The following is a 26,528-nucleotide window of genomic DNA, read 5'->3' as shown; positions in this document are numbered from 1 at the left end:
TAATTAAAAACTGGAGGATAATCACATGGCTAAACAAACTTTTACAAAAGAAGATATTTTTCGTTTTGCTGACGAAGAGAACGTACGTTATTTGAGATTACAATTTACTGACATTTTAGGTACAATTAAAAACGTTGAAGTACCAATTGCACAATTAGAAAAAGTATTAAACAATGAAATGATGTTTGACGGTTCTTCAATTGAAGGATTCGTGCGAATTGAAGAATCGGATATGTATTTATGTCCTGACTTAGATACTTGGGTAATTTTCCCTTGGACAGCAGGAAAAGGTAAAGTAGCACGATTAATTTGTGATATTTACAATCCGGATGGCAAACCATTCCCTGGTGATCCACGTACAAACTTAAAACGTGTATTAAAAGAGATGGAAGAGTTAGGATTTACAGATTTCAACTTAGGACCTGAACCAGAATTCTTCTTATTCAAATTAGATGAAAAAGGAGAACCAACATTAGAATTAAATGATAATGGTGGATACTTCGACTTAGCTCCTACAGATTTAGGTGAAAACTGTCGTCGTGATATCGTTCTAGAATTAGAAGATATGGGCTTTGACATTGAAGCAAGTCACCATGAAGTAGCACCTGGTCAACATGAAATCGACTTTAAATATGCTGATGCTATAACAGCATGTGATAACATTCAAACATTCAAACTAGTTGTAAAAACAATTGCACGTAAACATAACTTGCATGCGACATTCATGCCAAAACCATTATTTGGTGTAAACGGAAGCGGAATGCACTTTAACGTTTCATTATTCAAAGGTAAAGAAAATGCGTTCTTCGACCCAAATGGAGAAATGCAATTAACGGATGATGCCTATCACTTTATTGCTGGTATCTTGAAAAATGCACGTGGATTTACAGCAGTATGTAACCCATTAGTAAATTCATACAAACGTTTAGTGCCTGGTTACGAAGCACCATGTTATATTGCATGGAGTGGTCAAAACCGTTCACCATTAGTAAGAATACCTGTATCTCGCGGGTTATCAACTCGTGTTGAAATTCGTTCAGTAGACCCAGCAGCTAACCCTTACTTAGCATTAGCTACTATCCTTGAAGCTGGATTAGATGGTATTAAAAATAAATTAACGCCACCAGAATCAGTAGATCAAAATATCTATGAAATGGATAGAGAAGAACGTGAAGCGGTAGGTGTACAAGACTTACCATCAACACTTTACACAGCTGTTAAAGCAATGAGAGAAAATACAGTTGTCAAAAAAGCATTAGGTAATCATATCTATCGCCAATTTATACAATCTAAATCATTAGAGTGGGATTATTACCGTACACAAGTATCAGAATGGGAAAGAGACCAATATATGAAGCAATACTAATTGCTATTAACCCTCAAAGCATAAGCTTTGAGGGTTTTTTGTGTTTGGATTTATGGGGGAGTGTGTGGTGGTGATTGAGAAGATAAAATATGGGGGAGAAGTTAATGACAAAAGTCAGAGGAATTGTAACTAAGGGTGCCTATAGTAACAAAAGTCGTAGGAATTGTAACTAAGGGCGTCTATAGTAACAAAAGTCATACGAAGTGTAACTAAGGAAGCCAGTATTTACAGAAGTAGACACAAGTGTAAATAACTAGAATGATATACCTGCAAATAGGCGTAGTAAAACTTGATTTGAAAATAAATATATTTTATAATAATATAAAATATAGAGAATAAAATATACTGATATATCGCTAGTTATCTCACACCACACTTAAATAATATTAACAACTAAGAGGTGATAAAAATGGACTTTGTAACAAGACCTGAATTTGAAGAACATAAAAATCATATGGACTCACGCTTTAATACACTCGAAGATAATATCAAGGAAGTAAAGCAAGAATTAACTACAACAAAATTAGAATTAAAAACAGATATAAATAATTTAAGGTCAGAGATTAAGGGCGATATAAATAATTTAAGGTCAGAGATTAAGGGCGATATAAATAATTTAAGATCAGAGATTAAGGGCGATATGAATAATTTAAGAACAGAGTTAAAAACTGATATAAAAGATTTGAAAGATGATCTTATATCTTTATTTGATGAAAAAGAAAAGGCAAATAAGGAAGAGATGAAACATACTCAAATAAAATGGTATATTGCCACAACTCTCATTATAATAGGATTTGTAGGAAGAATATTAGGATTTTATTAAAATAAGACCACCTACATAGAGGTGATCTTTTAAAGACTATGAATTTTCTATTGATTGTCGTTTTTTCTCATAATATTCTAATTTCATTTGATGCCATTTGTCATAATCAGAGCTTGTGATATGCTTAATGACTTTTGCTGGATTTCCACCTACGACTGTATTTGGTGGCACGTCTTTTGTTACGACTGCTCCTGATGCGATTACAGAGTTTTCTCCTACCGAAACGCCTGGTAATACGACTGCATTTCCACCAATCCATACATTATTTCCAATATTAATCTCATGACCAAATTCTAATTGTTCATTTCGTATTGTTGGATCAATTGGATGACCTGCTGTATATAAACTCACTCTTGGACCAAACATAACATTATCGCCGATATTGATATGATTCACATCTAAAAATATACAATCCATATTAGCATAGAAATTCTCACCAATATTGATATGTCTACCGTAATCAACATAGAGTGGTGGATGTAAATATATATTTTTACCTGTTTTACCAAAAAGTTCTTTTTCTAACTTAATTATCTCATCACTATTTTCAATAGGTGTATAATTAATTTTATCTGCTAGCATTTTTCCTTTTTTCGAACCATTAGATTCATGAATATCGTGCGCTATGTATAGTTCACCTTTAAGCATTTGCTTATAATCAAAATCATTCTGCATATCATAATTCCCCTTTATATGAATATGAACATATTATATCTTGTTAAACTTGTATATACAAGTTAAGAGGTAATAAATGATATGTTAGATAAATCTATGAAAAATTCTTTTTGCCAATTTTGAGTTTGACTAGCAGTTTTATTTAAAGGATTTTCCCAAGGTGGGTAAACTCTCATTGCCATTTTTCCCTTTATTTCATGATTACTAATGATTTTCTGCTTAAATAGAATATCTTTAGGAAAAATAAATAGCCCTTTTTTATTGTTATCTAATATAGCTATGATGAGTTTATCCGGTGTTTCTGAATATGTATAAGGTCTGTTTTGATCATTTTGATCTTTAACCCAAAATACGACAAAATAACCTTTTTTATTAGCTGTCTTTTTAGCTCGTCTACTTCTATAAGTAATATTTTGAATTTGAAAACTACAAGCTTCATATTTAATATTAAGTTCTTCAAGTTTGTAGTCTTCAATTGGTTCATCATTAAAATAGTTTTTTATTAATTCAATTGAATCAAACAATTGCAAACCTCCTTATATGACTTTTCATAATTGATTATAACAAAGATTGAACTATTAAATACGATGTTGAAATATTCTAGTATTCCCTTGCTTTTAAACCATTTTCATATTTTTTAGTTCTTAAAAAAGGTATAATGGAAGTAGAATATTAATGAGATTTTGACACTTTCTAATGTTTAGAAGGTGTTTTTATTTTATAAACATATTAAAGGGGATTCTATGGATATTACAATTTGGACACTCGTTATTTTTTCAATTCTACTGGGGGCAATGGTAAGAATTGTGTTTGGATTTGGTGAGGCTTTAGTCACGATGCCATTACTCGCTTTATTAAATTTAGATTTTAAATTGTCTATTTCTGTGGTGGCAATTGTTGGGTTATTAGTGTCTTTTCCTGTGTTTATTAGAAGCCGTGGCAATCTAGATTGGTCTATTATTAAACGTTTGTTAATTGGTTCTATTATTGGGACACCGATTGGAATCATAATTGTTAAATGGGCAAATGAAGATGTGATTATTAAATTTTTAGGGGTATTTATATTATTGTACGGTGCTATTAATCTTATTAATTATTATAAGAATATATACCAAGTTAAATTGAATATTCCAAAGTTTTATGACTATATTGCAGGTATTGTTTCAGGTGTTTTAGGTAGTGCATATAATAGTCACGGTGTACCGATTATTATATATGGAACTTTAAAAAAATGGCATGTAATAGATTTGAAAAATATTTCACAAGTACATTTTTTTATTACAGGTTGTTTTATTGTCTTTAGTCATGGTGTTTCAGGATTTTGGTCAATATCACTTTGGTATTTGTTATTGGCAATTTTACCACTTATAATCCTTACATTATGGCTGGGTCATATCATCAATACTAAAATTGATCAACGTGCTTTAATTAAATATATTTATATGTTATTGATTTGCTTCGGTATCATCATGATTGTTAAATAATGAGAGAGGAATTACGCAATGCAAATTTTTAGAGTTCATGAGAATCATCAAATAAGTGCAAAATTTTTAGATAACCGCCGTCTTTCTAAACAAGTATTAGAACTTTATCAAATCATTAATGTATGTTTAGCGAAGCTAGAATATATTGAAGGTAATACACGTTATTTAAGTCATCCTATTGTAAAGCATGTTTTTAATGATGGCTATCCGTATTTAGAGGACACTTATCACTTATTATTAGATATGGATAAAGAACATAGAAGAAGAGGTGGGAAAAGGTCTAAAGACTTTGAACATCAAATTTCTCAAATGGGTGATATGATAGATAAAGGTATTAAAGATGGCGCATTTTCTTCTGAAAAATTATCACCTATATTTGTTTATGGTGAAACGAAATTAATGAATGATCAAGCTTATTTAGAATATGAAAAATTATTATTTATGAAATGGACAGAAGATAAAATTGCACCTCGGTGTAATATAAGTAGGTGATAACATGCGTAAAAGGTCAGATATTGAAAAATTATGGAGACATGAAAAATATAATGTCATGATGCATAGTCAAAAGTCATATTTAGATATAAGAGAGTCTTTAAAGGGAGATATCTCATATGACGATTTACAAAGTATGATTGATGATGCTAAAGCCATTGTTCCGACTAAAGGATCAATCATCAACACTTATGATCATATGTGGGGGTATTTTAAGAAAATTGCTACTGAAGAAGAACGTAACCAATATTTGAAGTATAAATCTCAATATCAAGAAAATGAAATTCAATACCATTGTTTAATCACATTTATATACAAGCTTGCTATGAAATATAATCAAAAGTATTTATTAGAATCTACTATTTTACATTGATTTAACAATCAAAAGTTTAATGATGATTGTGTAACTTTGAAAAGGGTAAATATTATATAGAAAGTAGATTTTAAGGAGGCTGAATAAAATGGAAGAACGTGTATATCAAAAAATGTGGGACACTTTAAAAAAAGAAGTACAATTTAATATAGTGGAACTCGAACAAATGGAAGAAGAAAACGAATCTCCAGGATTAAAAAAAGCCCAGAACATGATGGATCATTTAGAGAAAGAGTTTATCAAAAATTCATAATCAATCATAATCATTTAAAAACATTTAAATTTGTTCTGTAAATCTATAAAATATATGTAATAACACATTATTAATAAGCATTTACATCAATTCCCTCTAGATTCGCTTAATATAGTTTTGTAGTATTTATATATTAAGTTTTTTGGAGGCAGTTATGTTTTTTGATAAAAAGATTATCGTATTTGAGAATTTAGAGAATAAATACAATCAAGAAGAAGCAAAAAATATATTTTTGAGACATTCCATTGATTATGACTTTATTACAATAAGTAGCCAATCTATTATTTTAGGTGGATTACAATATCCTTCAGCACAGAACAAAGATCAATTTATTGCTGATTTTAATGACTATTTAGGTAACTAATGCATTTAGCTGCCTCAAGTTTTAAAACTTGAGGCAGCTTTTTTATTGATAAGTGACAAAATTGTCATACTATTACTGATTTTGTTCGTTTATATTTGGGTAATATATCTATAGAGAGACTATAATAATATTTATAGTTGAAGGAGGGATATTATGCTCGTAAATAAATGGATTTATATCGCATTAGCTGTGTTATTAGGAAACTTTGGCGTTCATAAATTTTATGCTCAAAAACCAGTTGTTGGACTATTACACTTAGCATTCTGTTGGACAGGGATTCCACATGTTATCGCATTCTTCAGTGCTATATTTGCATTGTTTAGACAATCTGATGAACATGGTAATATTCAAGCATAGCATGTTGTGAAATGCTTTTATTAATTTTTTAAAACTCTAGATATCATTATAAATAATTTTTCGAAAAACCCGCTTCACTGTATATGTTCAGTGAAGCGGGTTTTAATTATTCATTATTCAAATCTACATAGAACAATTTAACTTGGTCACGTAATATTTTTATTTCAACAGGCGTTTCGAACAGAATTTCACCGTCTATATCTAATTTGGCTGATGGATCAGTAGATAACGTAGCTGCTTCACATGATATATGTTGTATGCTGTCACTAATCTCATTCCAATTCATGCTATCTTTTACTTTAAAGAAGTCATTGATGATACTGAAGTTTTGTTTATCGAAAATAAATATATTCATTTTACCATCAGTAGGGGATAAGTCTTCTAAAGGTATTCTACTACCACCTACATGTTGACCATTCGCAATCAAAATCATCGATGTTTCACCTGAATATATTTCGTTATCAGCTGTTAATTCATATTGATAAATTTCTGGGTTAGCTACCGTTTTTATAGTAGAAAAAATATAACTGAATTTACCTAATAATTCTTTTTGGTTGGATTCAACATTTTCAGCGTTTTGAACCATTAAACCAATACCTGCAAAGTTAAGTGCATAGGTACCATTGACATCTAATACATCAAATGACTTAATTTGACTCGATAATAAATCTTGAGAAGCTTGCATTGGTTTTTGAGATAAATTTAAAGTCTTAGTGAAATCATTGAATGTTCCACCAGGTAAGACACCAATGGGTATTTGGAGATTATTTTCTACGACACCATTTATTAATTCATTTAAAGTTCCATCGCCGCCTAGTACAAAAATAACATCATAAGTTTGTTCGTTTGTATCGGCAACTAATGTTTTACAATAAGAACGGATTTGTCCTTCTTCTTTACTTAATTTTATTGTTAATTCATCACAAAGCTGAGTTAAATTTTCTGTAACTTGTCCGAGTTCTTTATATATATTACCTTGGCCAGCTGCTTCGTGGTAAAATAAAATTCCTCTATGAAAATGTTGTGTCATAATCGTTATACCTCCTGTATTGTACCTTTTATTACAATACCATGTATAACGATTGATAAACAATTTTAAATAAAATATTTTAATGTGTTAAAATGAATAAAAGCATTGAAAAGGGGAGGATTATTATCGCTTCACAAAATGATTATATCCATTATGAAATGGACAAAAGAAAGCAACCTTTACTAGGTGTTGTGATCCATAACGATGCAAGTGAGTTAAATGCTAATGAATGGCGTGAAGTATTAATAGACGCACCTGAAGAAAGATATGTCCAAGGTATCGCGCATTATTACATCGATAGAAATCAACAATGGCAAGCGATTGATACTGAGCGTATTGCATGGCATACCGCTAATTCAATAGGTAATGAACAATATTTAGGTTATGAAGTATTAGAATCTCTCTCAAGTACGGATGAAGAATTTTTATTAAATGAGCAGGAAACATTAAGAGCAATCGCTTCAGATATGATTGATTATAATTTAACACCTAATCGTGATACTGTTAGATTACATTTGGAGTTTAGTGAAACTGAATGTCCACATCGTTCATTAGAAATTCATACGAATTGGAAGACAACATTAGATGGCATGCCAGATGAGTGGATTATAAATGAAATGAAAGATTATTTTATCGAACAAATTAAGCAATATATATTGAATTAAAAAAGCGTGTGGATGTGAAATCATTTGATTTCTATCCCACGCTTTTTAATTATTGTGCATATTGTTGTTGTATTTGAACTAATGCGTTATAGAATAGTTCAGGTTGTTCTGGACCATTGTATGTTCCTTTTTCTAATGCAGTTAATGAAGCTTTTTCAGGATTTGTTAATTCGCCTTCATATTTTTGTCTCCTTTCTGCTTTATAATGATTAATTTAAGCTAAAAGACTAAGTGTGTTTGTTTAGATTTTTCTGATAAATCTGTATAATGTTTATATGATTAGAATATGCAGGAGGAATTCAAATGACTAAAAAAACAATCGGTTTTGTAGGTACAGGCGTTATGGGAAAATCTATGGCAACACACTTAATTAATAAAGGCTATGAAGTAAACGTTTATAATAGAACGAAATCTAAAGCAGATGAATTGGTAGAAATCGGCGCGACTTGGTGTGACACTATTGCAGATTTATCTATGACTAGTGATGTGATTATATCTATAGTTGGTTATCCTAAAGATGTTGAATCTATTTATTTAGATGAAAGTGGGATTATAAACCATGCTAAAGAAGGCACAACTATTATAGATATGACAACTTCAAGTCCTGCTCTTGCAGAGAGGATTTATAATGAAGCAAAAACAAAAAATATTAACAGTTTAGATGCACCCGTATCTGGTGGTGATGTCGGTGCAAAAAATGCTACATTAACTATTATGGTCGGTGGAGATGAAGAAGTATTTAATCAAGTTGAAGATATTTTTAATGTTATTGGACAAAATGTCGTCTATCAAGGTAAAAGTGGCAATGGACAACATACGAAACTTGCTAATCAAATTGCAATCGCAGCAGGTATGTTAGGTGTAGCAGAAGCCATTATATATGCTGAAGAAGCGGGATTAAATATAGATAAAGTGTTCAGTTCTATTGAACACGGTGCGGCAGGTAGTTGGTCATTATCCAATTTAGGGCCAAGAATGGTTAAAGGAGACTATGCACCAGGATTTTATGTTAAACATTTCATTAAAGATATGAGAATTGCGATAGAAGAAAGTGAAAAAAGAGACTTATATATGCCTGGATTATTAAAAGCCAAAGAAGTATACGATGCACTAAGTGAAGCAGGTTTTGAAGATAATGGTACTCAATCTGTTATTCAATTATTAAAAGATCACATTAAAAAGGGGTAATACAATGGATTTAAATGAATATCAAAACCTTGCATCAAGAACAATGTCTGATGTTAAAAGAGATCCTGATAAAAGCTTGATTAATGGTGCATTAGGATTAACAGGAGAATCTGGTGAAGTTGCAGATGCTGTTAAGAAATACGTATTTCATGGTCATGAATTAGACAAAGAAGCATTAAAGAAAGAACTAGGTGATGTACTTTGGTATATCGCATGTTGCGCTTCTGCTCTTGATGTAGATTTAGATGAAATTGGTCAATTAAATATTGAAAAACTTAAAAATAGATATCCAAATGGATTTTCAAAAGAAGATTCACTAAATCGTAAAGAATAATAAACAATTATCTATTGGATAATAATGACAAAACTGTTAGAATGAAAAGGAGTGAAAACGCTTTCGTAGGAGGTAGCTATATTGGAAGGAAACGAACAATATTTATCTATAGATGAACTAAAACAGTTAATGTCTGACTATCCATTTCAATATATTGTTTGTGGACAAAGTGCGATTGATTTATTTTTAAATGAATATACGCACACTAAGGAAATCATGAGCATAACAGTAAGCAGAGAAGAGGTGCTTACTTTAGCAAACTACTTTTTAGAACGCCATTATCAAATAGTAGTTGAGACACCATTGAATGAACTAAAAGAAATTACTGTTGAAGAACTTGGAGAATATAAGAAATATTATATTTATAATCAGAAAAAGCAATGTAAGATTCTTAAAGTTTATATATATGAAACGAAAGATGAGAAATGGCAATTTAGTCATGATCACAATATAGAAGTGGAAGATTACAAAATATATTTCCATAGCTTAGAACATGATGTGAAGTATTTACGACCAGAAATTCAAATGATGTACAAGCTATATCATGAACTGAGACAAGATGATATTTATAAATATCAAAAGTTAATACAACATTTAAGTTATTACCAATTCTTTATGCTTAGAAAAGTGATAGGAAAAGAAAAACTTAATCAGATTATTTTATCAGATACATAAAAGAAGCCAATGATTAAATCATTGGCTTCTTTTAGTTATTATGCGAGTTGTGTTGTTTTATTTGCGAAATATTCATCATATATAGCTTGAACGGCTATATCAGAATATTGCTCATCAATACCAAACATCATAGAAATTTCAGATGAACCTTGGTTAATCATATTCAAGTTCACATTCCTCTTGCTGAGTGCTGCAGTTGCTCCAGCTGCTGTACCAACTGCTTTATTCATACCTTCTCCTACAATCATTAAAATAGCTAAATCATAATCAATTGTTAATTCATCTACTGGTATGTTTTCTCGAATTTTACTTAAAACTCTTTCTTCTTTTCCTTTAATTTGAGTCGATCTCATAATAATACTAATACTATCGATACCAGATGGGATATGTTCTATTGAAATATTTTCTTCTTCTAAGATACTAAGTACTTTACGTGTAAATCCAACTTCTCTATTCATTAAGTATTTTTTGACGTTTATAATTGTAAATCCTTTATCACAGCTAACGCCTGAAACGATATGAGATAAATGAGAGATGTTACGTTCACTCACAATGTAAGTACCTTTATCAGTTGGTCTATTTGTATTCTTGATGACAACTGGAATACGATCTTTATAAAGTGGTTCTAGTGCCTCATCATGAAATACACCAAAACCAGCATATGATAATTCACGCATTTCTCTATATGTGATTTCTGGAATCACTTCAGGTTGAGATACAACTGTTGGATTTGCTCTAAAGATACCAGATACATCCGTAAAGTTCTCATACAAACTTGCTTTAATACCTCTGGCTAAGATAGCACCTGTTATGTCTGATCCACCTCTAGGGAAGGTCACGATATCATCATTTTCAGAATAACCAAAGAATCCAGGAATAATTAATTTTTCATCATAATCACGTAATTTATAAATATTCTCATACGACGATTCTAATATCATAGCATTGCCTGGTTCATCTGTGACGATTATGCCAGCTTCTTTAGGTGATAGATAACGTGTAGGGTGGCCTAATTGATTATTATATTGTGCAATGAGTTGTGCATTAAAATCTTCTCCACAACTCTTTAAACCGTCTAATAAGCGTTCAGGTTTATCATGGTACACGTCTATCAAATTTAGTAAATGACGTTTAATTTCATCTAAAATAGAACGATCCATGTTGAGTTCAGTCACAATTTCTTCATAACGATCAACGATTTGATTGAGTTTGTTTGAATAATCTAATTGATTAATGACTTTTTCATATAAGCGTATGAGCAAATCCGTTGTTTTAATGTCTTCTTTAAATCTTTTTCCAGGTGCAGATACGACTACAATTTTTCTTTCATCATCAGAGTTAATGATGTTAACGACTTTTTTAATTTGCTCACTGTTAGCGACGGAACTTCCGCCAAATTTTGAAACTTTCATTTTATCAGTCCTTTTACTGGGGGGTAATGTAATTGTAGCTCTTTACAAAGCGAGAAATAATGATAATATTACTATTAATTCTAATTATTCAAACTTTACAAAAAACTTTAATGAATTTATACTATAATAAACTTGAGTCTATTTCAAGTAGACATTTGTATTTTTAACAAGAACAATATATTTAAGGTGAGTGAGGAAATGAAAGTATTAAATGTAGCAGTATTAGGTCTCGGCACTGTTGGAACAGGTGTCGTGAAGATTGTTGAAGAAAATAAAAAGCAAATAGAAGACACGATTGGGAAATCTATACATATTAAACATATTCTTGTGAGTTCTGTAAACAAGAAACGTGCAATTAATACTTCTAGCTATCATTTAACTGAAAATATTAACGAAATTTTAGAAGATGAAGAATTAGATATCGTTGTTGAAGTAATGGGTGGTATCGAACCAACAGTAGAATGGTTGAAAGCATTTCTTTCTAAAGGTATACACGTCATTACTGCAAATAAAGATTTATTAGCCGTACATTTAAGAGATTTAGAAGATTTAGCTGAGAAAAATAAAGTTGCACTCAAATATGAAGCGAGTGTAGCAGGTGGTATTCCGATTGTGAATGCGATTAATAATGGTTTAAATGCCAATAATATTAATCAATTTATGGGTATCTTTAATGGCACATCTAACTTTATTCTTAGTCAAATGACTCGTGAAGGAAAATCTTATGATGAAGCATTGCAGCTTGCAACAGATTTAGGGTATGCAGAAGCGGATCCAACTGACGATGTCGAAGGAATTGACGCAGCTCGTAAAGTTGTAATTACGAGCTATTTATCATTTAATAGAGTGATTTCGTTAAATGATGTTGAAAGAGTTGGTATTTCAGATGTTGAAATCGAAGATATTAAAGTTGCAGAAAAATTAGGCTATAAAATTAAATTAATTGGTCAAGGTAAATACGAGAATGGTCGTGTTATTTCAAGTGTTAAACCGACATTGTTACCAAATAGCCATCAAATGGCGCATGTTGAAGATGAATATAATGCAATATATGTAATTGGTGATGCTGTTGGAGACACAATGTTTTATGGTAAAGGTGCTGGTAGTTTAGCTACTGGTAGTGCTGTTGTTTCTGATTTATTAAATGTTTCATTACAATTTGAATCAGATTTACATACATTACCTCCACACTTTGAACTTAAAACAGAACGTACGAAAGAAATCGTTGAAGATGAAGTAGTTAAATTCCCACTGAAAAATAGTCATTTTATTATCGTTGAAAGTGACAAAGATGAAGATGTCTTAAGAGATGATATTAAAGCGACAATTGAATTTCATAGAAGTGTTAAAGTAGAACAACGTACTGAAAATACGTATGGTATTGTCATCAGAGGTATTGATGAATTACCATTTGATCAATTAAAAGAAAATGGCATTAATATTTTGAAATATTATCCAATTGAAGGAGATAAGTAATATGGGCAGATGGCAAGGATTAATTCATAATTATAAAGAATATTTACCAGTGAACGAAGGAACACCAGAATTGACTTTAAATGAAGGTAATACACCATTAATTCATTTACCTTATTTATCTGATAAATTGAACATTAATTTATTCGCTAAGTTTGAAGGTCTTAACCCTACAGGTTCTTTTAAAGATAGAGGTATGGTAATGGCAGTTGCAAAAGCGAAAGAAGAAGGTAAAAAAATCGTGATATGTGCCTCTACTGGTAATACATCAGCTTCAGCTGCCGCTTATGCTGCTAGAGCAGGTTTAAAAGCAATTGTTGTTATTCCTGAAGGTAAAATAGCACTTGGTAAATTAGCACAAGCAGTTATGTACGGTGCTGAAATTGTATCAATTAAAGGGAATTTTGATGAAGCATTAAATATCGTTAAAAAAGTTGCAGAAAAAGGTGAAATAGCACTTGTAAACTCTGTAAACCCATATAGAATTGAGGGGCAGAAGACTGGTGCATTTGAAATTGTAGAGCAATTAGATGGTAAAGCACCAGACTTATTTGCGATACCAGTTGGAAATGCTGGAAATATAACAGCATATTGGAAAGGTTTCAAAGAATATCATCAATTAAATCAATCAGGTCTACCTGTTATGTGCGGTTTCCAAGCTGAAGGTGCATCTCCAATCGTACAAGGTAAAGTTGTAACAAATCCAGAGACAGTAGCGACTGCGATTAGAATTGGGAATCCAGCTAGTTGGAAATTGGCCGAGGCAGCACGTGATGAATCAAATGGATTAATAGATAGTGTGACAGATGAAGAAATTCTTAAATCATACAAACTTATGACAAGTAAAGAGGGCGTCTTCAGTGAGCCAGCAAGTAATGCTTCAATTGCAGGTTTGTTGAAATTGCATGAACAAGGTAAATTAGAGCCGAATCAAACTGTTGTAGCAATTTTAACAGGAAATGGATTGAAAGATCCTGATACTGCTATTGATTTACTTGATTCGCCAATTACACCATTAGAAAATGACGAACAAGCAATTATTGATTATATTGAGCGTGCATTAAAATGAAGAAATTAAAGCTTAAAGTACCAGCCTCAACTGCTAACCTTGGGGTTGGTTTCGACTCAATCGGAATGGCTCTAGATAAATATTTAGAAGTAGAAGCGTATCTGTCCGAAGATGGAAAATGGCATTTTGAGCATGTTGGACCTCATCTGAAAGGTTTACCTGTTAATGAGGAACATTATATTACTAAAATTGCACAAACTGCTACAGAGAAATTTTCGAAAGAAATGCCAGCATTAAATTTAAAAATGTATAGCGATATTCCACTTGCGAGAGGATTAGGTAGTTCAGCATCTGCGCTCGTAACGGGGTTATTTCTTGCAAATTATTTTGCGAATTTAAAGTTATCTAAATATGAGTTACTACAACTTGCAACTGAAATTGAAGGACATCCAGATAATGTTGCCCCAACAATTTATGGTGGATTAGTCTTAGGGGTATATGATCCAGAAGCTAAACATACGGATGTATCATATATAGATATACCAAAAGTTGATGTTATTGCTACAATACCGGAGTATGAGCTATCAACAGAGAAAGCGCGTAAAGTATTACCAGAAACACTATCTTTAAAAGATGCCGTTAAATATAGTGCAATAAGCAACACGATGATTAGTGCATTAATTCAACATAATTATGAATTAGCTGGAAAGATGATGATGAAAGATGGTTTTCATGAACCTTATCGTCAACATTTGATCCCTGATTTTGAACGTATTAAAGCATTAGCTATAGAACATGGCGCGTATGCGACTGTTATTAGTGGTGCTGGTCCAACTGTATTAACGCTCGTCAAAAAAGAATTGAGTGGTAAACTTGTAAGGGCGTTACAAGATCAATTTGAAGATTGTGAATCAGAATTGGTAACCATTAATCGTTATGGTATTAGTCAAAAAATCATAAACTTATAAACAAAACTGAGATGCTTATATTCTATGTATGATAGAATATAAGCATTATTATATTTAAGGAGAACAACATGACATATAAATACATCGTAATGGATATGGATGATACACTTTTGACTTCTAAGAATGAAATAAGTGAAGTAACATATCAATACTTAATGGAGAAACAAAAAGAAGGCATGAAGTTAATACTTGCATCGGGGCGACCAACTGCAGGTATGATTAAGCATGCAGAAGTGCTAGATTTAAAAAGCTATGGTGGTTATATTGTAAGTTACAATGGTGCTTTTGTTATAAATGCTGAAGACCAAAGTATCCTATTTAATCAAACAATTAGTCAAAAAGATGCACACGATATTATTGATTATTGTAGAAGTCATAATTTCTTTTATTTAACATATTTAAATGACCAAATTATTCATGATACGACACATGATTATATGAACATTGAAAGTGAATTAACAGGTCTTCCAATGAGTAAAGTTAATAATATTAAAGAAGCTATTATAGGTGATGTTCCAAAAATAATGGGTATTGATTTCGAGGAAAATATTGCAAGTGCAAATGAAGCGTTGAATGGTAAATTTAATGACCAAGTGTCATCAACAATAAGTAAACCGTACTTTTTAGAATTCATGAATAGTGAAGTTTCTAAAGGGAAATCGTTGCAAAGATTGTTTGATCAAATTGATGCGGATTTCTCAGAAGTGATAGCTTTTGGTGATAGTTTAAATGATTCTGACATGTTAGAAAGAGCAGCAGTTGGTGTTGCTATGGGAAATGCGAACGATACGATTAAAGGTATTGCAGATGTTGTTACAGACGACCATGACCATGATGGTATTGTAACAGCGTTAGAAAAAATATTAAATGCATAAAAATAAAGCAGTTCAAACCTTAAATTTTTAAGATTTGAACTGCTTTTTATTATTCGTGACGATCTTCATTAAATGCGATTGAAGTCATTTCAATTACTAGAATTGATTTTGCCCCAAGAATTTTTAATTGTTGTACAATATCATCAATTTCAGTTTTATGTCTCAGTCTTTCAACAAATACGATGATTTGTTCGTACTGATCAATCTCTAAATTGTATAAATAATGTGTGATTGTTCTTTCCAATGGAGACATAAAGCTAATTTTTTTATTAGAGTGTCTTAATGTACTCGAATCAAAATTAAAGCGAGTAGTACCTTGTACACGTATTTCTTTACCAGGTAAATAACGAGCAATTTGAAGTGGAACGTATAAGAATTCTCCTATACCAATGACAAATTTAGGTGAATCATCTAAAAAGTCATTCAATAATTCTCCCATACGTTGAAATAGATCTTCAGATACTTGTTGTTCTTTACCATTTAAAGTGAATCTACCTGTTGAAATAAAATATGGATTATCGTGAATCGTACCATCACGCAGCATGTTTTGTGCTTTTACAATAAAATGATCATTTATGACATTTCTTAATGAGTAATATTGAACTTTCGTATCGTGTTTTTGATTATCTAGTAGTTCATTTTGAATTAAATCTTTCGTCTCATGGTCAATAGCTGTAATTTCTACATCAAACGACATAAGTGAAATGATGTTGATTTTAATATTTAAAGATTTTTCCAAACTTGAGAATGCTTCTTTAACACTTTGAGATCTTAAATCAATAGGTGTTAATACAGTGAATGTTTCTCTTTCAGGACATTTATCATAAATCTTTTTAATGAGATTTAGTACAGAATTACCATTTAATAAATGATTATCAATGATTGCGACACGTTCATCATTATCAAAGAAGTCTTTATCTTTCGTATAGAAATATAAACGTTCTTGAGGATCAACAATATCGCTATGATCTAATAATGGTGGATGAGAAATAATCTTATCTCGTGTAGAAGCTAAGAACATCACATCATCATCAAATAAACTAAAAATCGATTGTCCTAAATTGACAGCACGTTCACTTAAGCCTAAAAATCTTGTTGGTGGATAGTGACCAAGTTTATTAGATTCAACCATATTTAAGGCTTGAATCATTTTACTGCGATTTTTACTGTTAATAGCTTTAGCGATCGTTTGAATACGTTCATCCGTTTCGCCTGTTAACGACTCATGATATAAGAATCCTAATAATAAACCAACAAGTAAAGGATGCTCTGGATATAATCCTCTAGAATATCCTAAACAAGGAGATACTGGTATAAATGGAAATTCTGAATGTTCTTCTTGTGTAATTGCGAGCATTTCATCTATTTCAAAATCAAATCTATTTTCTTTAACTTTCACTTCAACTTGCTGTTCGTTATCTAAAGGAAAAACTTTACTTACTTGGGACATGTGATTACTCCTTTATTTACTTGTATGCGTCCATTCATGGCTGAATTTCTTTCTCTTAATATGCGCATAAATTTGGTCCGCTGCATAGTCTTGGTTCGTATAAACAGTAATATCAAAAAATGCTTGATTCTCTTCAAATGGTTCATTTAAATATAAATCTTTAAGATGAACAAATAATGATTGCATCTGTTCCCGAGTTAAACTTGTATATTCTCTAAGTGTCTTCTTAACGAGTTGAGCATGTGTGTCATAAATGCTTTGAACAACAATGACAAAGCGTTCATCTTGTTCCATAACATCATCAAATAAATTAGTTTGACCTGTCATATTTACACCTTCTTTATTCTAAAATTATCATTAATATTTATTATACTATATATATCGCGATATGAAAAAGTAGATTATAGTTAGCAAATTTTTATAAACGTTTTGAACAAGGGAGTTCGGGATTAGGGGAATGATATTTTGTGTAGGATTTATTGTTACAAAAGTAGGCAGAAGTGTATCTAAGGAAAGCATGCACGAACAAAATTTTAGATATAAATAACGCCACTCAAGTTGATTGAGTGGCGCTTTTAAAAATTATTTCTTATATTGGTGTTTTCTTAAATCAATATCTTCAAGTTTGATAATTTTTGATTTCGTTGTGAATTTATGAATAAAGTATACTACGAAACCTAATATAATCGGTAAGAATGATTCGATTAATACTGGGAAGTTCAATGTCATAATGCTATCAAATGATTGACCGATTAATAAGAATGCTATAACAGCGATTACGATGATTGGTCCTAATGGATATAAAGGTGCTTTATATTCAAGTGTATCTGTCGCTGATTTGCCTTGTTTCTTAATGGCCATCCTTAATCGAATATGACTGATAATACTCATTAGCCAAACTAAAGTAACAAGTGCGCCTAACATATTCAACAATCTATAATAACCATCAGCGTTAATCGTTGCATATACGATAGACACGAAAATTAATACGATTGTGACGCATAATGAAACGAACGGCATATTGTTTCTATTTAAGTTATTGATAAACTTAGGTGCTTGCTTATGTTGAGCAAGTGAGTAAAGTAATCTACTTGTAGCATATAAGCCTGAGTTACCAGCTGAAATAAGTGCTGTTAAAATAACTGCATTAATAATGGAAGCAGCAAATGCTATACCAACTCTATCAAATACGATTGTAAACGGACTTTGTGTTACAGTGTTTGATTTATTTAATAACAATGGATCAGTATATGGAATAATTGCTGCAATCACAGCGATTGCTAAAATATAAAATAATAAAATTCTCCAGAATACTTGTCTAATTGCTTTTGGCATGGATTCTTTAGGGTTTTCAGATTCACCAGCTGTTACGGCTACTACTTCTGTACCACCGAAGCTAAATCCAGCAACAAGTAGTACGCCTAAGAAACCAGAAATACCATTTACGAATGGTGCTTCTTTATAAGTGAAGTTTGATAATCCTAATGGTTCATTTCCACCTAATATTCCAAATATCACAAGAACACCAACTATTAAGAAGATGATAATAGTCGCAACTTTTATAAAACTTAACCAATATTCAGCTTCACCAAATGCTTTAACTGTAAAAGCATTTAATAAAAATAGAATGATTAAGAAAATAATGCTCCATACAAACGGGTTAATATTTTGGAATATATCCCAGTATGTAATGATTTTTGCTGCAGTTAATATATCGACGCTTGTTACCAGTGCCCAAATTACCCAATAAAGCCAACCAACAGTAAATCCTGCTGACGGATCTATAAATCTACTTGAGTATGCACTAAATGAACCAGAAACTGGATAAAAAGTTGCAAGTTCTCCTATAGCTGTCATTAAAAAGTAGAGCATAACACCAATAATAGAATAAGCTATAAGTGCACCACCAGGTCCTGCTTGAGTGATGACTGCACCACTCGCCATAAACAAACCAGTACCAATTGAACCACCAATGGCAATCATTGATATGTGTCTAGTCTTTAATCCTCGTTTCATTTCTTCCATATAATTCACCTTGCTTTCTAATAGTACAATTTATCTGTAAATAAAATATACATATTATTTTATTAGTATTTCAGTAAATAAGCAACAAAAACTTTTAACGCATAAATGCTTTAAAGTCATAAAGTTTCAATGTATAAAAATAGAAGTCATTTCAAATGTATGAATTGACTTCTTTGTCGTATATTTTCTTATAAAATAAGAAATTATTTAGTTTCGCGGTGTAAAGTGTGACGACCTAATCTTGGACAGTATTTTTTCATTTCAATACGTTCAGGATTTGTACGTTTGTTTTTAGTTGTAATATAATTTCTGTCGCCACATTCAGTACATGCTAACGTGATATTGACACGCATGTTCATCAGCCTTTCTATTCAGTAATCGTTACGTTTTATAATTTTAGCATAATACAAATGAGTTTTCAATGCAAAAATATGTGTATTATATAATTGCGATATGATGTGTAAAAGCGTATATTGTTATAATTAAAACAAATAATCATGTAGGAGTTAAAATATGAAAAAAATATATATTATAGTTGGTGCACTATTAATGATGGCGTTCATCCTTGCAGGTTGTAATAACCAAACATCAAAGGATGACAAAATTAAAATCTATGCTACAAACTTTCCATATGAAAGCTTTGCTAAACAAATTGGTGGCAAATATGTAGATGCCAATTCTATTTACCCAAGCGGTACAGATTTACATAACTATGAGCCAACTCAAAAAGAAATACTCAATATCGCTAAAAGTGATCTATTTATTTATTCTTCAAATGAATTAGATCCAGTAGCTAAAAAAATTAGTTCTACTATTAAAAGTGATGATCATAAATTAGAAGCGGTAGCTAATTTGAAAGAAAGTCATATTTTAGAACATCATCATGAGCATGATGAAGAAGAGCATGAACATGAACACGAAGAAAGTGCTAATGATCCACATATTTGGTTAGACCCAATTGTCAATAAAGAAGCGGCTAAATCCATTAAAGAAAAACTCATTCAAAAGGATCCAGAGCATAAAGATTATTATCAAAAAAATTATCAAGACCTCATTAAAGATATAAACGAAATTGATGAAAGTTTACAAAACATAACGAAAGATACAAAAAGAGATACAGTATTTATTTCTCATGATTCTCTAGGTTATTTAGCTAACAGATATCATTTTAAACAAAAAGGTGTCACAGGCATGAATAATGAAGAACCAACTCAAAAAGAAATATTAGAAATTATTAAAGATATTAACAATTCGAAATCTCCATATATTTTATATGAACAAAATGTTAGTTCAAAAATGACAGATATTATAAAGAAAGATACAAAAAGTAAACCGTTAAAATTTCATAATTTAGAAGTATTAACTAAAGATGAAGCAAAACAAAAAAATATTTCATATCAGTCTTTAATGGAAGAAAATATCAAAACTCTTGATAAAGCTCTAAATAAATAATATTTATAGTATTATTTCGTTTACTTTTACTACTTAACCATGTATAGTAACTAATGGATTATTATTAATAGTTGTGAAAGAGGTTATTGATATGAAAATTTTTGATTATGAAGATGTACAGTTAATACCAAATAAATGTATAGTAGAAAGCCGTTCTGAATGTGATACTACTGTAAAATTTGGTCCAAAGACATTTAAATTACCAGTAGTACCTGCCAATATGCAAACAGTCATGAATGAAGAACTAGCTGAATGGTTTGCTAGTAATGATTATTTTTATATCATGCATCGCTTTGATGAAGAAGGACGTATTCCATTTATCAAAAAAATGCAAAGCCAAAACTTATTCGCTTCAATTTCTGTAGGTGTTAAAGACAATGAATATACTTTTATAGAACAACTTTCTAATGAAGGGCTTGTTCCTGAATATATAACAATAGATATTGCACACGGTCATTCTGAGCAAGTTATTAGAATGATTAAACATATTAAACAACATATTCCTGAATCATTTGTAATTGCAGGTAATGTTGGTACACCTGAGGGTGTTCGTGAACTTGAAAATGCGGGTGCTGACGCAACAAAAGTTGGTATCGGACCAGGTAGAGTATGTATTACAAAAATTAAAACTGGATTTGGTACTGGTGGATGGCAATTAGCTGCAATTAACGCTTGTAGTAAAGCTGCTAGAAAACCAATGATTGCTGATGGTGGTATTAGAACTAACGGTGACATTGCTAAATCTATTAGATTTGGTGCAAGTATGGTAATGGTTGGTTCATTATTTGCTGCACATGAAGAATCTCCAGGTGAAACAGTTGAATTAGAAGGTAAACTATATAAAGAGTATTTCGGTAGTGCATCTGAATTTCAAAAAGGTGAGCGTAAAAATGTAGAGGGTAAAAAGATGTTTGTAGAACATAAAGGCTCTCTAAAAGATACGTTAATTGAAATCGAACAAGATTTACAAAGTTCTATTTCATATGCAGGTGGAAAAGATCTACATTCTATTACAAAAGTAGACTATGTAATTGTTCGTAATTCAATATTTAATGGTGACAGTGATCGCGGCTAAAACAAGAGAGGTGACGACTTGAGAAAAGTATTCTTTTTATTTATGTTGCTATTATGCTTAACACTTATCAAGCCAGTCCCAGAATCAGATTTGTCTAGACAAATTGGGCAAAAAGTATTGAATGTTCAACAAGGATTACAACACGAAGAATCAGCTAAAAAGGTTGAACTGAAGACACCAGATGACCAAGAATTTGCGATTAATAATATTCAAATCAATCAAACAAAAAGCGAAGTAGAAAAGAAACTTGGTAAACCTAAGCGTATAACGGTTAATGAATATAACGAGAAATGGCATGTGTATCATAACGACTATCATGAATTTGTGATGGTAAGTTATGATCATGACAAAGTAACTGGTTTATATACAAACCAAGACCTTATAACTTCTAAAAAAGGTATCACAAGTAAAATGAACAAAGATAAAGTTCGTTCTATACTTGGTGAGCCTGAGAAAGCAATAGAAAAAGAAAAAGTGAAACTCATACAAAATGATGAAGATTATGATGTTTTCAAATTTGATAACATCTATACAACCGTGTTTTATGATAAACATGAAAATAATCAAATTAAAGGTCTCATGCAGATTGCATCATCAACTGAAGATAAGCGAACGAATCAGTATCATGCAGCATCTGATGAATATAAAAAAGCTTTAGAATTACAAAACTTTGATCTTGTAAATGCCGAAAGAGTACAGTTTGGATTACCAACATTAACTTATAATGAACGTATTAGCGAAACTGCAAGAAAGCATAGTCAAGACATGGTGAATAATGATTATTTTGATCATAATAACAAACAAGGTATGTCTCCATTTGATAGATTAGATCGAGATGGTTTTAAATATGTAACAGCTGGGGAAAACTTGGCTTATGGTCAAATCAGTAGTATATATGCACATCATGGTCTCATGAATTCACTTGGACATAGAAAAAACATTTTAAATAAAGATTATAAAGAATTAGGTGTAGGTGTTGATATTGGTGAAGAATTACAGCCATATTGGACGGAGAACTACATCACGCAACAATAGAAAAGAGATAAATGATATTATCTTATCAACGTTGATATAATTAAATCGAGAAAAGTCAATATTTCATATTTCCTTAAATGTTTAACACATGTTGTTTCTAGTAATTTTGATTGGTGAAATAACATATAAAGGGGTAGTTTTACATGGAAAATAAAGAAATAAAACGAAAAGATTTAGATGTCTTAGAACGTATTAAAGAATTATTAAATAAAAAAGATGTATTATAAATATATGACAAGTAAAGAAAGAACTCGATAAAGGGAATATGAAAAAAGGAGATGCAAGCGCATCTCCTTTTTGTTATGTTACATTTCTCTAAACAATCCAACAACTTTACCCAATACTGTAACGTTATCTAAATAAATAGGTTCCATTGTATTGTTCTCTGGTTGAAGTCTATATCGCGTTTCCTCTTTGTAAAAACGTTTAACTGTAGCTTCATCATCTTCTGTCATTGCAACTATGATATCACCATTCTCAGCGATTGATTGACTACGTACGATTACTTTATCGCCGTCTAGTATACCAGCTTCAATCATACTATCGCCGACAACATCTAATATAAAGATATTGCTATTATGTGTTGATGTGAAATGTGCTGGTAATGGGAAGTATTCTTCTACATTCTCTACAGCCGTAATAGGTATACCTGCTGTAACTTTACCGATAACTGGAACGTGAATGGTGTTCTCTTGGTTAATGTTCTCTCCAACTGTTTCTGTGATTTCTATTGCTCGTGGTTTAGTTGGATCACGTTTAATGTAGCCCTTTTCTTCTAGTCTTGATAAATGACCATGTACTGTAGAGCTTGACGCTAAGCCGACTGCTAAACCAATTTCACGTACGCTAGGCGGATAGCCTTTCGTTTGTACTATATGTTTGATGAATTGATATATTTCAGATTGACGTTTAGTTAATTCTTTCATAGTCGCACGCTCCCAATTAATTATTTAAATTTATTATAGCACATACGTTTCCTTTGAACAAACATTTGTTCGTATTTTTATTGACTACGAACAGTTGTTCTGTTATTATAATAATACAAACAAACGTTCTAGGAGGAATTGAGTATGACAATTACAATTAAGAAGACAATATTAGTGTATATAGCAGTATTCTTAATGACTTTATTAATTGGATATTTATATTTAGCTCAGTCTAATGATCTTTATAATACAGAACAAACGTACGAAATGACCGATCACCAAATTAAACAACAAAGCGATAAACAACATAACCATATATCTGATTCCAATACATTAGTAGGGTCAATAGATTGAATTTAAACACGAGTAAATCCATTTGGATTTACTCGTGTTTTTTGGTATCTTTTATGTATAAAGAAAGTGGGGATATTATGCTAGATAAAGCAAAAATAGAAAGAATTAATGAATTAGCGAACAAAAAGAAATCTGAAGGTTTAACAGATAGTGAAGCTAAAGAACAAACAAAATTACGCGCTGAGTATTTACAAGCTTTCCGCGGGAATTTTAAAAATACAATCGAGAATACTAAAATCATTGATCCAGAAGGTAATGATGTAACTCCTGATAAGGTAAAAGAAATTCAAAAAAATAATAATATAAGAAAGTAAGTATAAATTAAGTAATAATAATTAATTTTTGAAAAAATTTCATGTATAATGAAAAGGGATTACAAGAATAAAGGAGACTACATTTATGTTTAATGAAAAAGATCAACTTGCAGTAGATTCAATCCGTGCTTTAAGTATAGATGCTATTGAAGCAGCTAACTCAGGACATCCTGGTTTACCAATGGGTGCTGCACCTATGGCATATGCATTATGGACTAAGCATTTAAATTTCAATCCACAATCTAAGAACTATTTTAATAGAGACCGTTTTGTTTTATCTGCTGGACATGGTTCTGCATTACTATATAGTTTATTACACGTTTCAGGTAGTTTAGAACTTGAAGAAGTGAAGAACTTCAGACAATGGGATTCTAAAACACCTGGACACCCAGAATTTAGACATACTGATGGTGTAGAAGTTACAACAGGACCTTTAGGACAAGGTTTTGCAATGAGTGTTGGTATGGCAATGGCTGAAAAACACTTAGCAGGTAAATTTAATAAAGATAAATACGATGTAGTAGATCATTACACATATGTTTTAGCAAGTGATGGTGACTTAATGGAAGGTATTTCTCATGAAGCAGCTTCATTAGCAGGTCACTTAAACCTTGATAAATTAATCACATTATATGATTCTAATGATATTTCATTAGATGGTGAGTTAAATAAAGCATTCTCTGAAAATGTTAAAGAAAGATTCACTTCATATGGTTGGAGCTATATCTTAGTTGAAGATGGTAATGACTTAGAAGCTATTGATAAAGCGATTACTAAAGCAAAAACATTAGAAGGCCCAACATTAATCGAAGTTAAAACAGTTATCGGTTATGGTGCGCCTAATAAAGCAGGTACTAATGGCGTGCATGGTGCTCCATTAGGAGAAGAAGAACGTGAATTAGCATTAAAAGCATACGGTTTAGATCCTTCTAAACGCTTTAATGTACCTCAAGAAGTGTATGATATCTTCAGTGAAACAATGCTTAAACGTGCAAACGAAGACGAAGTAGCATGGGAAAAATTAGTCGAAGCTTATACAAATGATTATCCAGAATTAGGACAAGCATTTAAACAAGCCATTTCTAATGAATTACCTGTTGATTATGATAAAGAATTACCAGTTTATGAAGCTGGAAATAGCAGTGCCACTCGTGCGGATTCAGGTGAAGTGATTCAAGCATTAAGTAAATCAGTACCTGCATTCTTTGGTGGTTCAGCTGACTTAGCATCTTCAAACAAATCAAATGTTAAAGATGAAGCTGACTTTAGTAGCGAAACTCCAGAAGGACGCAATGTTTGGTTTGGTGTTCGTGAATTTGGTATGGCTGCTGCAGTTAATGGTATGGCAGTACACGGTGGTGTTAAACCATATGGTGCAACATTCTTCGTATTCAGTGACTACTTGAAACCAGCTGTAAGACTTTCAGCAATTATGGGCATACCTTCAACATTTGTATTCACACATGATTCAATTGCTGTTGGTGAAGATGGCCCAACACATGAACCAGTTGAACAATTAGCTGGATTAAGAGCGATTCCTAACTTAAACGTTATTCGCCCTGCAGACGGTAACGAAACAAGAGTAGCATGGAAAGTAGCTTTAGAATCTGAAACGACACCAACAGCTTTAGTGTTAACAAGACAAAACTTAACAGCTTTAGATGTTGAAGAATCAGTGTTAGAAGAAGGTGTTCGTAAAGGCGGATATGTTGTATATCGTTCAGAAATCGAACCTGAATACTTACTACTAGCATCTGGTTCAGAAGTTTCATTAGCTGTTGATGCAGCTAAAGATATCGAAGCACAAGGTAAAGGTGTGCAAGTTGTATCATTACCTAACTGGCATGCATTTGATCAACAAGATGCTGAATATAAAGCATCAGTATTACCAACATCAATCACTAAACGTGTAGCAATCGAAATGGCATCTTCTCTAGGTTGGCATAAATATATTGGCATTGAAGGAAAAGTCATTACAATTGATACATTCGGTGCAAGTGCGCCTGGCGACTTAGTAGTTGAAAAATACGGATTTACAAAAGAAAATGTATTAAACCAAGTATTAAGCTTCTAAAGAATCT

Annotated in this window: 31 protein-coding genes; 22 read left to right on the top strand and 9 right to left on the bottom strand. The window is 31.5% G+C overall.

Annotated features, from left to right (window positions below; all coding sequences use genetic code 11):
- The first annotated feature begins 25 nt into the window (after window positions 1-25).
- Both glnA and MHH94_RS08035 read left to right on the top strand, forming a co-directional pair.
- Window positions 26-1,366 (top strand): type I glutamate--ammonia ligase, encoded by a 1,341-nt coding sequence (glnA, locus tag MHH94_RS08040; RefSeq protein WP_048542707.1) that lies wholly within the window; start codon window positions 26-28, stop codon window positions 1,364-1,366.
- Between the two features lie 409 nt (window positions 1,367-1,775).
- Window positions 1,776-2,189 (top strand): DUF1640 domain-containing protein, encoded by a 414-nt coding sequence (locus MHH94_RS08035; RefSeq protein ID WP_058591437.1) that lies wholly within the window; start codon window positions 1,776-1,778, stop codon window positions 2,187-2,189.
- A 36-nt stretch (window positions 2,190-2,225) separates the two neighbouring features.
- On the opposite strand, the gene MHH94_RS08030 is transcribed toward MHH94_RS08035, so the two are convergent.
- Both MHH94_RS08030 and MHH94_RS08025 read right to left on the bottom strand, forming a co-directional pair.
- Window positions 2,226-2,864 (bottom strand): sugar O-acetyltransferase, encoded by a 639-nt coding sequence (locus MHH94_RS08030; RefSeq protein ID WP_078355741.1) that lies wholly within the window; start codon window positions 2,862-2,864, stop codon window positions 2,226-2,228.
- A 62-nt stretch (window positions 2,865-2,926) separates the two neighbouring features.
- Entirely contained in the window at window positions 2,927-3,388 is a 462-nt protein-coding gene (locus MHH94_RS08025; RefSeq protein WP_078355742.1) for a MepB family protein, read from the bottom strand.
- Window positions 3,389-3,607: 219 nt separating this feature from the next.
- Between MHH94_RS08025 and MHH94_RS08020 the strand changes: the two genes are divergently transcribed.
- The 6 genes from MHH94_RS08020 (at window position 3,608) to MHH94_RS07995 (ending at window position 6,187) form a co-directional block, all read left to right on the top strand.
- Window positions 3,608-4,348: a sulfite exporter TauE/SafE family protein gene (locus MHH94_RS08020; RefSeq protein ID WP_119650400.1), complete on the top strand. Its 741-nt coding sequence runs from the start codon at window positions 3,608-3,610 to the stop codon at window positions 4,346-4,348.
- Window positions 4,349-4,366: 18 nt separating this feature from the next.
- Complete coding sequence (locus MHH94_RS08015; RefSeq protein WP_058591441.1) at window positions 4,367-4,840, top strand: pyrimidine dimer DNA glycosylase/endonuclease V; 474 nt, start codon at window positions 4,367-4,369, stop codon at window positions 4,838-4,840.
- 4 nt (window positions 4,841-4,844) lie between these two features.
- Window positions 4,845-5,213, top strand: coding sequence for a YbgA family protein (locus tag MHH94_RS08010; RefSeq protein WP_078355743.1), 369 nt, complete (start codon window positions 4,845-4,847; stop codon window positions 5,211-5,213).
- Between the two features lie 88 nt (window positions 5,214-5,301).
- Window positions 5,302-5,466, top strand: coding sequence for a hypothetical protein (locus tag MHH94_RS08005; protein ID WP_162841924.1), 165 nt, complete (start codon window positions 5,302-5,304; stop codon window positions 5,464-5,466).
- 154 nt (window positions 5,467-5,620) lie between these two features.
- A complete protein-coding gene (locus tag MHH94_RS08000) occupies window positions 5,621-5,830 on the top strand; it encodes a hypothetical protein (RefSeq protein ID WP_048542719.1) in 210 nt (69 codons plus the stop codon).
- A 153-nt stretch (window positions 5,831-5,983) separates the two neighbouring features.
- Entirely contained in the window at window positions 5,984-6,187 is a 204-nt protein-coding gene (locus MHH94_RS07995) for a TM2 domain-containing protein (RefSeq protein ID WP_058591443.1), read from the top strand.
- 106 nt (window positions 6,188-6,293) lie between these two features.
- Here the strand turns inward: MHH94_RS07995 and MHH94_RS07990 are convergent, their stop codons facing one another.
- Window positions 6,294-7,217, bottom strand: coding sequence for a diacylglycerol/lipid kinase family protein (locus MHH94_RS07990; protein ID WP_340840537.1), 924 nt, complete (start codon window positions 7,215-7,217; stop codon window positions 6,294-6,296).
- A 92-nt stretch (window positions 7,218-7,309) separates the two neighbouring features.
- Here MHH94_RS07990 and MHH94_RS07985 point away from each other — a divergent pair, with 92 nt between their 5' ends.
- From MHH94_RS07985 to MHH94_RS07970, 4 genes are all read left to right on the top strand, one after another.
- The gene (locus MHH94_RS07985) at window positions 7,310-7,882 is read left to right on the top strand and encodes an N-acetylmuramoyl-L-alanine amidase (RefSeq protein ID WP_153653375.1); all 573 of its coding nucleotides are present in this window, start codon (window positions 7,310-7,312) and stop codon (window positions 7,880-7,882) included.
- 303 nt (window positions 7,883-8,185) lie between these two features.
- On the top strand, window positions 8,186-9,070 hold the full coding sequence (locus MHH94_RS07980; protein WP_084754681.1) for an NAD(P)-dependent oxidoreductase: 885 nt from the start codon (window positions 8,186-8,188) through the stop codon (window positions 9,068-9,070).
- Between the two features lie 4 nt (window positions 9,071-9,074).
- On the top strand, window positions 9,075-9,404 hold the full coding sequence (locus MHH94_RS07975; RefSeq protein WP_119650398.1) for a nucleoside triphosphate pyrophosphohydrolase family protein: 330 nt from the start codon (window positions 9,075-9,077) through the stop codon (window positions 9,402-9,404).
- Between the two features lie 81 nt (window positions 9,405-9,485).
- The gene (locus MHH94_RS07970) at window positions 9,486-10,079 is read left to right on the top strand and encodes a hypothetical protein (RefSeq protein WP_058591447.1); all 594 of its coding nucleotides are present in this window, start codon (window positions 9,486-9,488) and stop codon (window positions 10,077-10,079) included.
- A gap of 38 nt (window positions 10,080-10,117) precedes the next feature.
- Here MHH94_RS07970 and MHH94_RS07965 read toward each other — a convergent pair whose 3' ends face one another.
- On the bottom strand, window positions 10,118-11,491 hold the full coding sequence (locus MHH94_RS07965; protein WP_058591448.1) for an aspartate kinase: 1,374 nt from the start codon (window positions 11,489-11,491) through the stop codon (window positions 10,118-10,120).
- A 198-nt stretch (window positions 11,492-11,689) separates the two neighbouring features.
- On the opposite strand from MHH94_RS07965, the gene MHH94_RS07960 reads away from it, so the two are divergent.
- From MHH94_RS07960 to MHH94_RS07945, 4 genes are all read left to right on the top strand, one after another.
- Window positions 11,690-12,967 (top strand): homoserine dehydrogenase, encoded by a 1,278-nt coding sequence (locus tag MHH94_RS07960; RefSeq protein ID WP_058591449.1) that lies wholly within the window; start codon window positions 11,690-11,692, stop codon window positions 12,965-12,967.
- Window position 12,968: 1 nt separating this feature from the next.
- Window positions 12,969-14,033, top strand: a complete 1,065-nt coding sequence (thrC, locus tag MHH94_RS07955) for a threonine synthase (protein ID WP_119650396.1) — start codon at window positions 12,969-12,971, stop codon at window positions 14,031-14,033.
- Window positions 14,030-14,941, top strand: a complete 912-nt coding sequence (thrB, locus tag MHH94_RS07950; protein WP_078355747.1) for a homoserine kinase — start codon at window positions 14,030-14,032, stop codon at window positions 14,939-14,941. Before thrC ends, thrB begins: the two co-directional genes overlap by 4 nt.
- A 68-nt stretch (window positions 14,942-15,009) precedes the next feature.
- Complete coding sequence (locus MHH94_RS07945) at window positions 15,010-15,816, top strand: Cof-type HAD-IIB family hydrolase (RefSeq protein WP_058591452.1); 807 nt, start codon at window positions 15,010-15,012, stop codon at window positions 15,814-15,816.
- Between the two features lie 49 nt (window positions 15,817-15,865).
- Here the strand turns inward: MHH94_RS07945 and MHH94_RS07940 are convergent, their stop codons facing one another.
- From MHH94_RS07940 to rpmG, 4 genes are all read right to left on the bottom strand, one after another.
- On the bottom strand, window positions 15,866-17,266 hold the full coding sequence (locus MHH94_RS07940; RefSeq protein ID WP_048542740.1) for a phosphoribosyltransferase domain-containing protein: 1,401 nt from the start codon (window positions 17,264-17,266) through the stop codon (window positions 15,866-15,868).
- 12 nt (window positions 17,267-17,278) lie between these two features.
- The gene (locus MHH94_RS07935) at window positions 17,279-17,593 is read right to left on the bottom strand and encodes a hypothetical protein (protein WP_119650330.1); all 315 of its coding nucleotides are present in this window, start codon (window positions 17,591-17,593) and stop codon (window positions 17,279-17,281) included.
- A gap of 255 nt (window positions 17,594-17,848) precedes the next feature.
- Complete coding sequence (locus MHH94_RS07930) at window positions 17,849-19,291, bottom strand: amino acid permease (RefSeq protein ID WP_119650331.1); 1,443 nt, start codon at window positions 19,289-19,291, stop codon at window positions 17,849-17,851.
- A gap of 203 nt (window positions 19,292-19,494) precedes the next feature.
- Entirely contained in the window at window positions 19,495-19,644 is a 150-nt protein-coding gene (gene rpmG / locus MHH94_RS07925) for a 50S ribosomal protein L33 (RefSeq protein ID WP_049318964.1), read from the bottom strand.
- A gap of 160 nt (window positions 19,645-19,804) precedes the next feature.
- Between rpmG and MHH94_RS07920 the strand changes: the two genes are divergently transcribed.
- From MHH94_RS07920 to MHH94_RS07910, 3 genes are all read left to right on the top strand, one after another.
- A complete protein-coding gene (locus tag MHH94_RS07920) occupies window positions 19,805-20,743 on the top strand; it encodes a metal ABC transporter solute-binding protein, Zn/Mn family (protein ID WP_107617007.1) in 939 nt (312 codons plus the stop codon).
- A 91-nt stretch (window positions 20,744-20,834) separates the two neighbouring features.
- Window positions 20,835-21,818 carry a GMP reductase gene (guaC, locus tag MHH94_RS07915; RefSeq protein ID WP_025905892.1) on the top strand — a complete coding sequence of 328 codons (984 nt, stop codon included), beginning with the start codon at window positions 20,835-20,837 and terminating at the stop codon, window positions 21,816-21,818.
- Between the two features lie 18 nt (window positions 21,819-21,836).
- A complete protein-coding gene (locus MHH94_RS07910) occupies window positions 21,837-22,853 on the top strand; it encodes a CAP domain-containing protein (RefSeq protein WP_119650332.1) in 1,017 nt (338 codons plus the stop codon).
- Window positions 22,854-23,158: 305 nt separating this feature from the next.
- Here MHH94_RS07910 and lexA read toward each other — a convergent pair whose 3' ends face one another.
- Window positions 23,159-23,779 carry a transcriptional repressor LexA gene (gene lexA, locus MHH94_RS07905; protein ID WP_119650333.1) on the bottom strand — a complete coding sequence of 207 codons (621 nt, stop codon included), beginning with the start codon at window positions 23,777-23,779 and terminating at the stop codon, window positions 23,159-23,161.
- Window positions 23,780-23,923: 144 nt separating this feature from the next.
- Between lexA and sosA the strand changes: the two genes are divergently transcribed.
- From sosA to tkt, 3 genes are all read left to right on the top strand, one after another.
- Entirely contained in the window at window positions 23,924-24,133 is a 210-nt protein-coding gene (gene sosA / locus MHH94_RS07900; RefSeq protein WP_058591456.1) for a DNA damage-induced cell division inhibitor SosA, read from the top strand.
- 77 nt (window positions 24,134-24,210) lie between these two features.
- Complete coding sequence (locus MHH94_RS07895; RefSeq protein WP_025905900.1) at window positions 24,211-24,447, top strand: DUF896 domain-containing protein; 237 nt, start codon at window positions 24,211-24,213, stop codon at window positions 24,445-24,447.
- 85 nt (window positions 24,448-24,532) lie between these two features.
- Window positions 24,533-26,521, top strand: coding sequence for a transketolase (gene tkt, locus MHH94_RS07890; RefSeq protein WP_119650334.1), 1,989 nt, complete (start codon window positions 24,533-24,535; stop codon window positions 26,519-26,521).
- The last annotated feature ends 7 nt before the right edge of the window (window positions 26,522-26,528 follow it).

The organism is Mammaliicoccus sp. FSL K6-3158 (genome assembly GCF_038005105.1).
Classification (GTDB): Bacteria; Bacillota; Bacilli; order Staphylococcales; family Staphylococcaceae; genus Mammaliicoccus; species Mammaliicoccus sciuri.
This window is presented reverse-complemented; position numbering and strand designations above follow the sequence as displayed.

Excerpts from the sequence above, each read along its gene's own strand:
- glnA (WP_048542707.1), top strand. The coding sequence starts at position 26 with ATGGCTAAACAAACTTTTACAAAAGAAGATATTTTTCGTTTTGCTGAC.
- MHH94_RS08035 (WP_058591437.1), top strand. The coding sequence starts at position 1,776 with ATGGACTTTGTAACAAGACCTGAATTTGAAGAACATAAAAATCATATG.
- MHH94_RS08030 (WP_078355741.1), bottom strand. The coding sequence starts at position 2,864 with ATGCAGAATGATTTTGATTATAAGCAAATGCTTAAAGGTGAACTATAC.
- MHH94_RS08020 (WP_119650400.1), top strand. The coding sequence starts at position 3,608 with ATGGATATTACAATTTGGACACTCGTTATTTTTTCAATTCTACTGGGG.
- MHH94_RS08015 (WP_058591441.1), top strand. The coding sequence starts at position 4,367 with ATGCAAATTTTTAGAGTTCATGAGAATCATCAAATAAGTGCAAAATTT.
- MHH94_RS08010 (WP_078355743.1), top strand. The coding sequence starts at position 4,845 with ATGCGTAAAAGGTCAGATATTGAAAAATTATGGAGACATGAAAAATAT.
- MHH94_RS08005 (WP_162841924.1), top strand. The coding sequence starts at position 5,302 with ATGGAAGAACGTGTATATCAAAAAATGTGGGACACTTTAAAAAAAGAA.
- MHH94_RS08000 (WP_048542719.1), top strand. The coding sequence starts at position 5,621 with ATGTTTTTTGATAAAAAGATTATCGTATTTGAGAATTTAGAGAATAAA.
- MHH94_RS07995 (WP_058591443.1), top strand. The coding sequence starts at position 5,984 with ATGCTCGTAAATAAATGGATTTATATCGCATTAGCTGTGTTATTAGGA.
- MHH94_RS07990 (WP_340840537.1), bottom strand. The coding sequence starts at position 7,217 with ATGACACAACATTTTCATAGAGGAATTTTATTTTACCACGAAGCAGCT.
- MHH94_RS07985 (WP_153653375.1), top strand. The coding sequence starts at position 7,310 with ATGAATAAAAGCATTGAAAAGGGGAGGATTATTATCGCTTCACAAAAT.
- MHH94_RS07980 (WP_084754681.1), top strand. The coding sequence starts at position 8,186 with ATGACTAAAAAAACAATCGGTTTTGTAGGTACAGGCGTTATGGGAAAA.
- MHH94_RS07975 (WP_119650398.1), top strand. The coding sequence starts at position 9,075 with ATGGATTTAAATGAATATCAAAACCTTGCATCAAGAACAATGTCTGAT.
- MHH94_RS07965 (WP_058591448.1), bottom strand. The coding sequence starts at position 11,491 with ATGAAAGTTTCAAAATTTGGCGGAAGTTCCGTCGCTAACAGTGAGCAA.
- MHH94_RS07960 (WP_058591449.1), top strand. The coding sequence starts at position 11,690 with ATGAAAGTATTAAATGTAGCAGTATTAGGTCTCGGCACTGTTGGAACA.
- thrC (WP_119650396.1), top strand. The coding sequence starts at position 12,969 with ATGGGCAGATGGCAAGGATTAATTCATAATTATAAAGAATATTTACCA.
- thrB (WP_078355747.1), top strand. The coding sequence starts at position 14,030 with ATGAAGAAATTAAAGCTTAAAGTACCAGCCTCAACTGCTAACCTTGGG.
- MHH94_RS07945 (WP_058591452.1), top strand. The coding sequence starts at position 15,010 with ATGACATATAAATACATCGTAATGGATATGGATGATACACTTTTGACT.
- MHH94_RS07940 (WP_048542740.1), bottom strand. The coding sequence starts at position 17,266 with ATGTCCCAAGTAAGTAAAGTTTTTCCTTTAGATAACGAACAGCAAGTT.
- MHH94_RS07935 (WP_119650330.1), bottom strand. The coding sequence starts at position 17,593 with ATGACAGGTCAAACTAATTTATTTGATGATGTTATGGAACAAGATGAA.
- MHH94_RS07930 (WP_119650331.1), bottom strand. The coding sequence starts at position 19,291 with ATGGAAGAAATGAAACGAGGATTAAAGACTAGACACATATCAATGATT.
- rpmG (WP_049318964.1), bottom strand. The coding sequence starts at position 19,644 with ATGCGTGTCAATATCACGTTAGCATGTACTGAATGTGGCGACAGAAAT.
- MHH94_RS07920 (WP_107617007.1), top strand. The coding sequence starts at position 19,805 with ATGAAAAAAATATATATTATAGTTGGTGCACTATTAATGATGGCGTTC.
- guaC (WP_025905892.1), top strand. The coding sequence starts at position 20,835 with ATGAAAATTTTTGATTATGAAGATGTACAGTTAATACCAAATAAATGT.
- lexA (WP_119650333.1), bottom strand. The coding sequence starts at position 23,779 with ATGAAAGAATTAACTAAACGTCAATCTGAAATATATCAATTCATCAAA.
- sosA (WP_058591456.1), top strand. The coding sequence starts at position 23,924 with ATGACAATTACAATTAAGAAGACAATATTAGTGTATATAGCAGTATTC.
- MHH94_RS07895 (WP_025905900.1), top strand. The coding sequence starts at position 24,211 with ATGCTAGATAAAGCAAAAATAGAAAGAATTAATGAATTAGCGAACAAA.
- tkt (WP_119650334.1), top strand. The coding sequence starts at position 24,533 with ATGTTTAATGAAAAAGATCAACTTGCAGTAGATTCAATCCGTGCTTTA.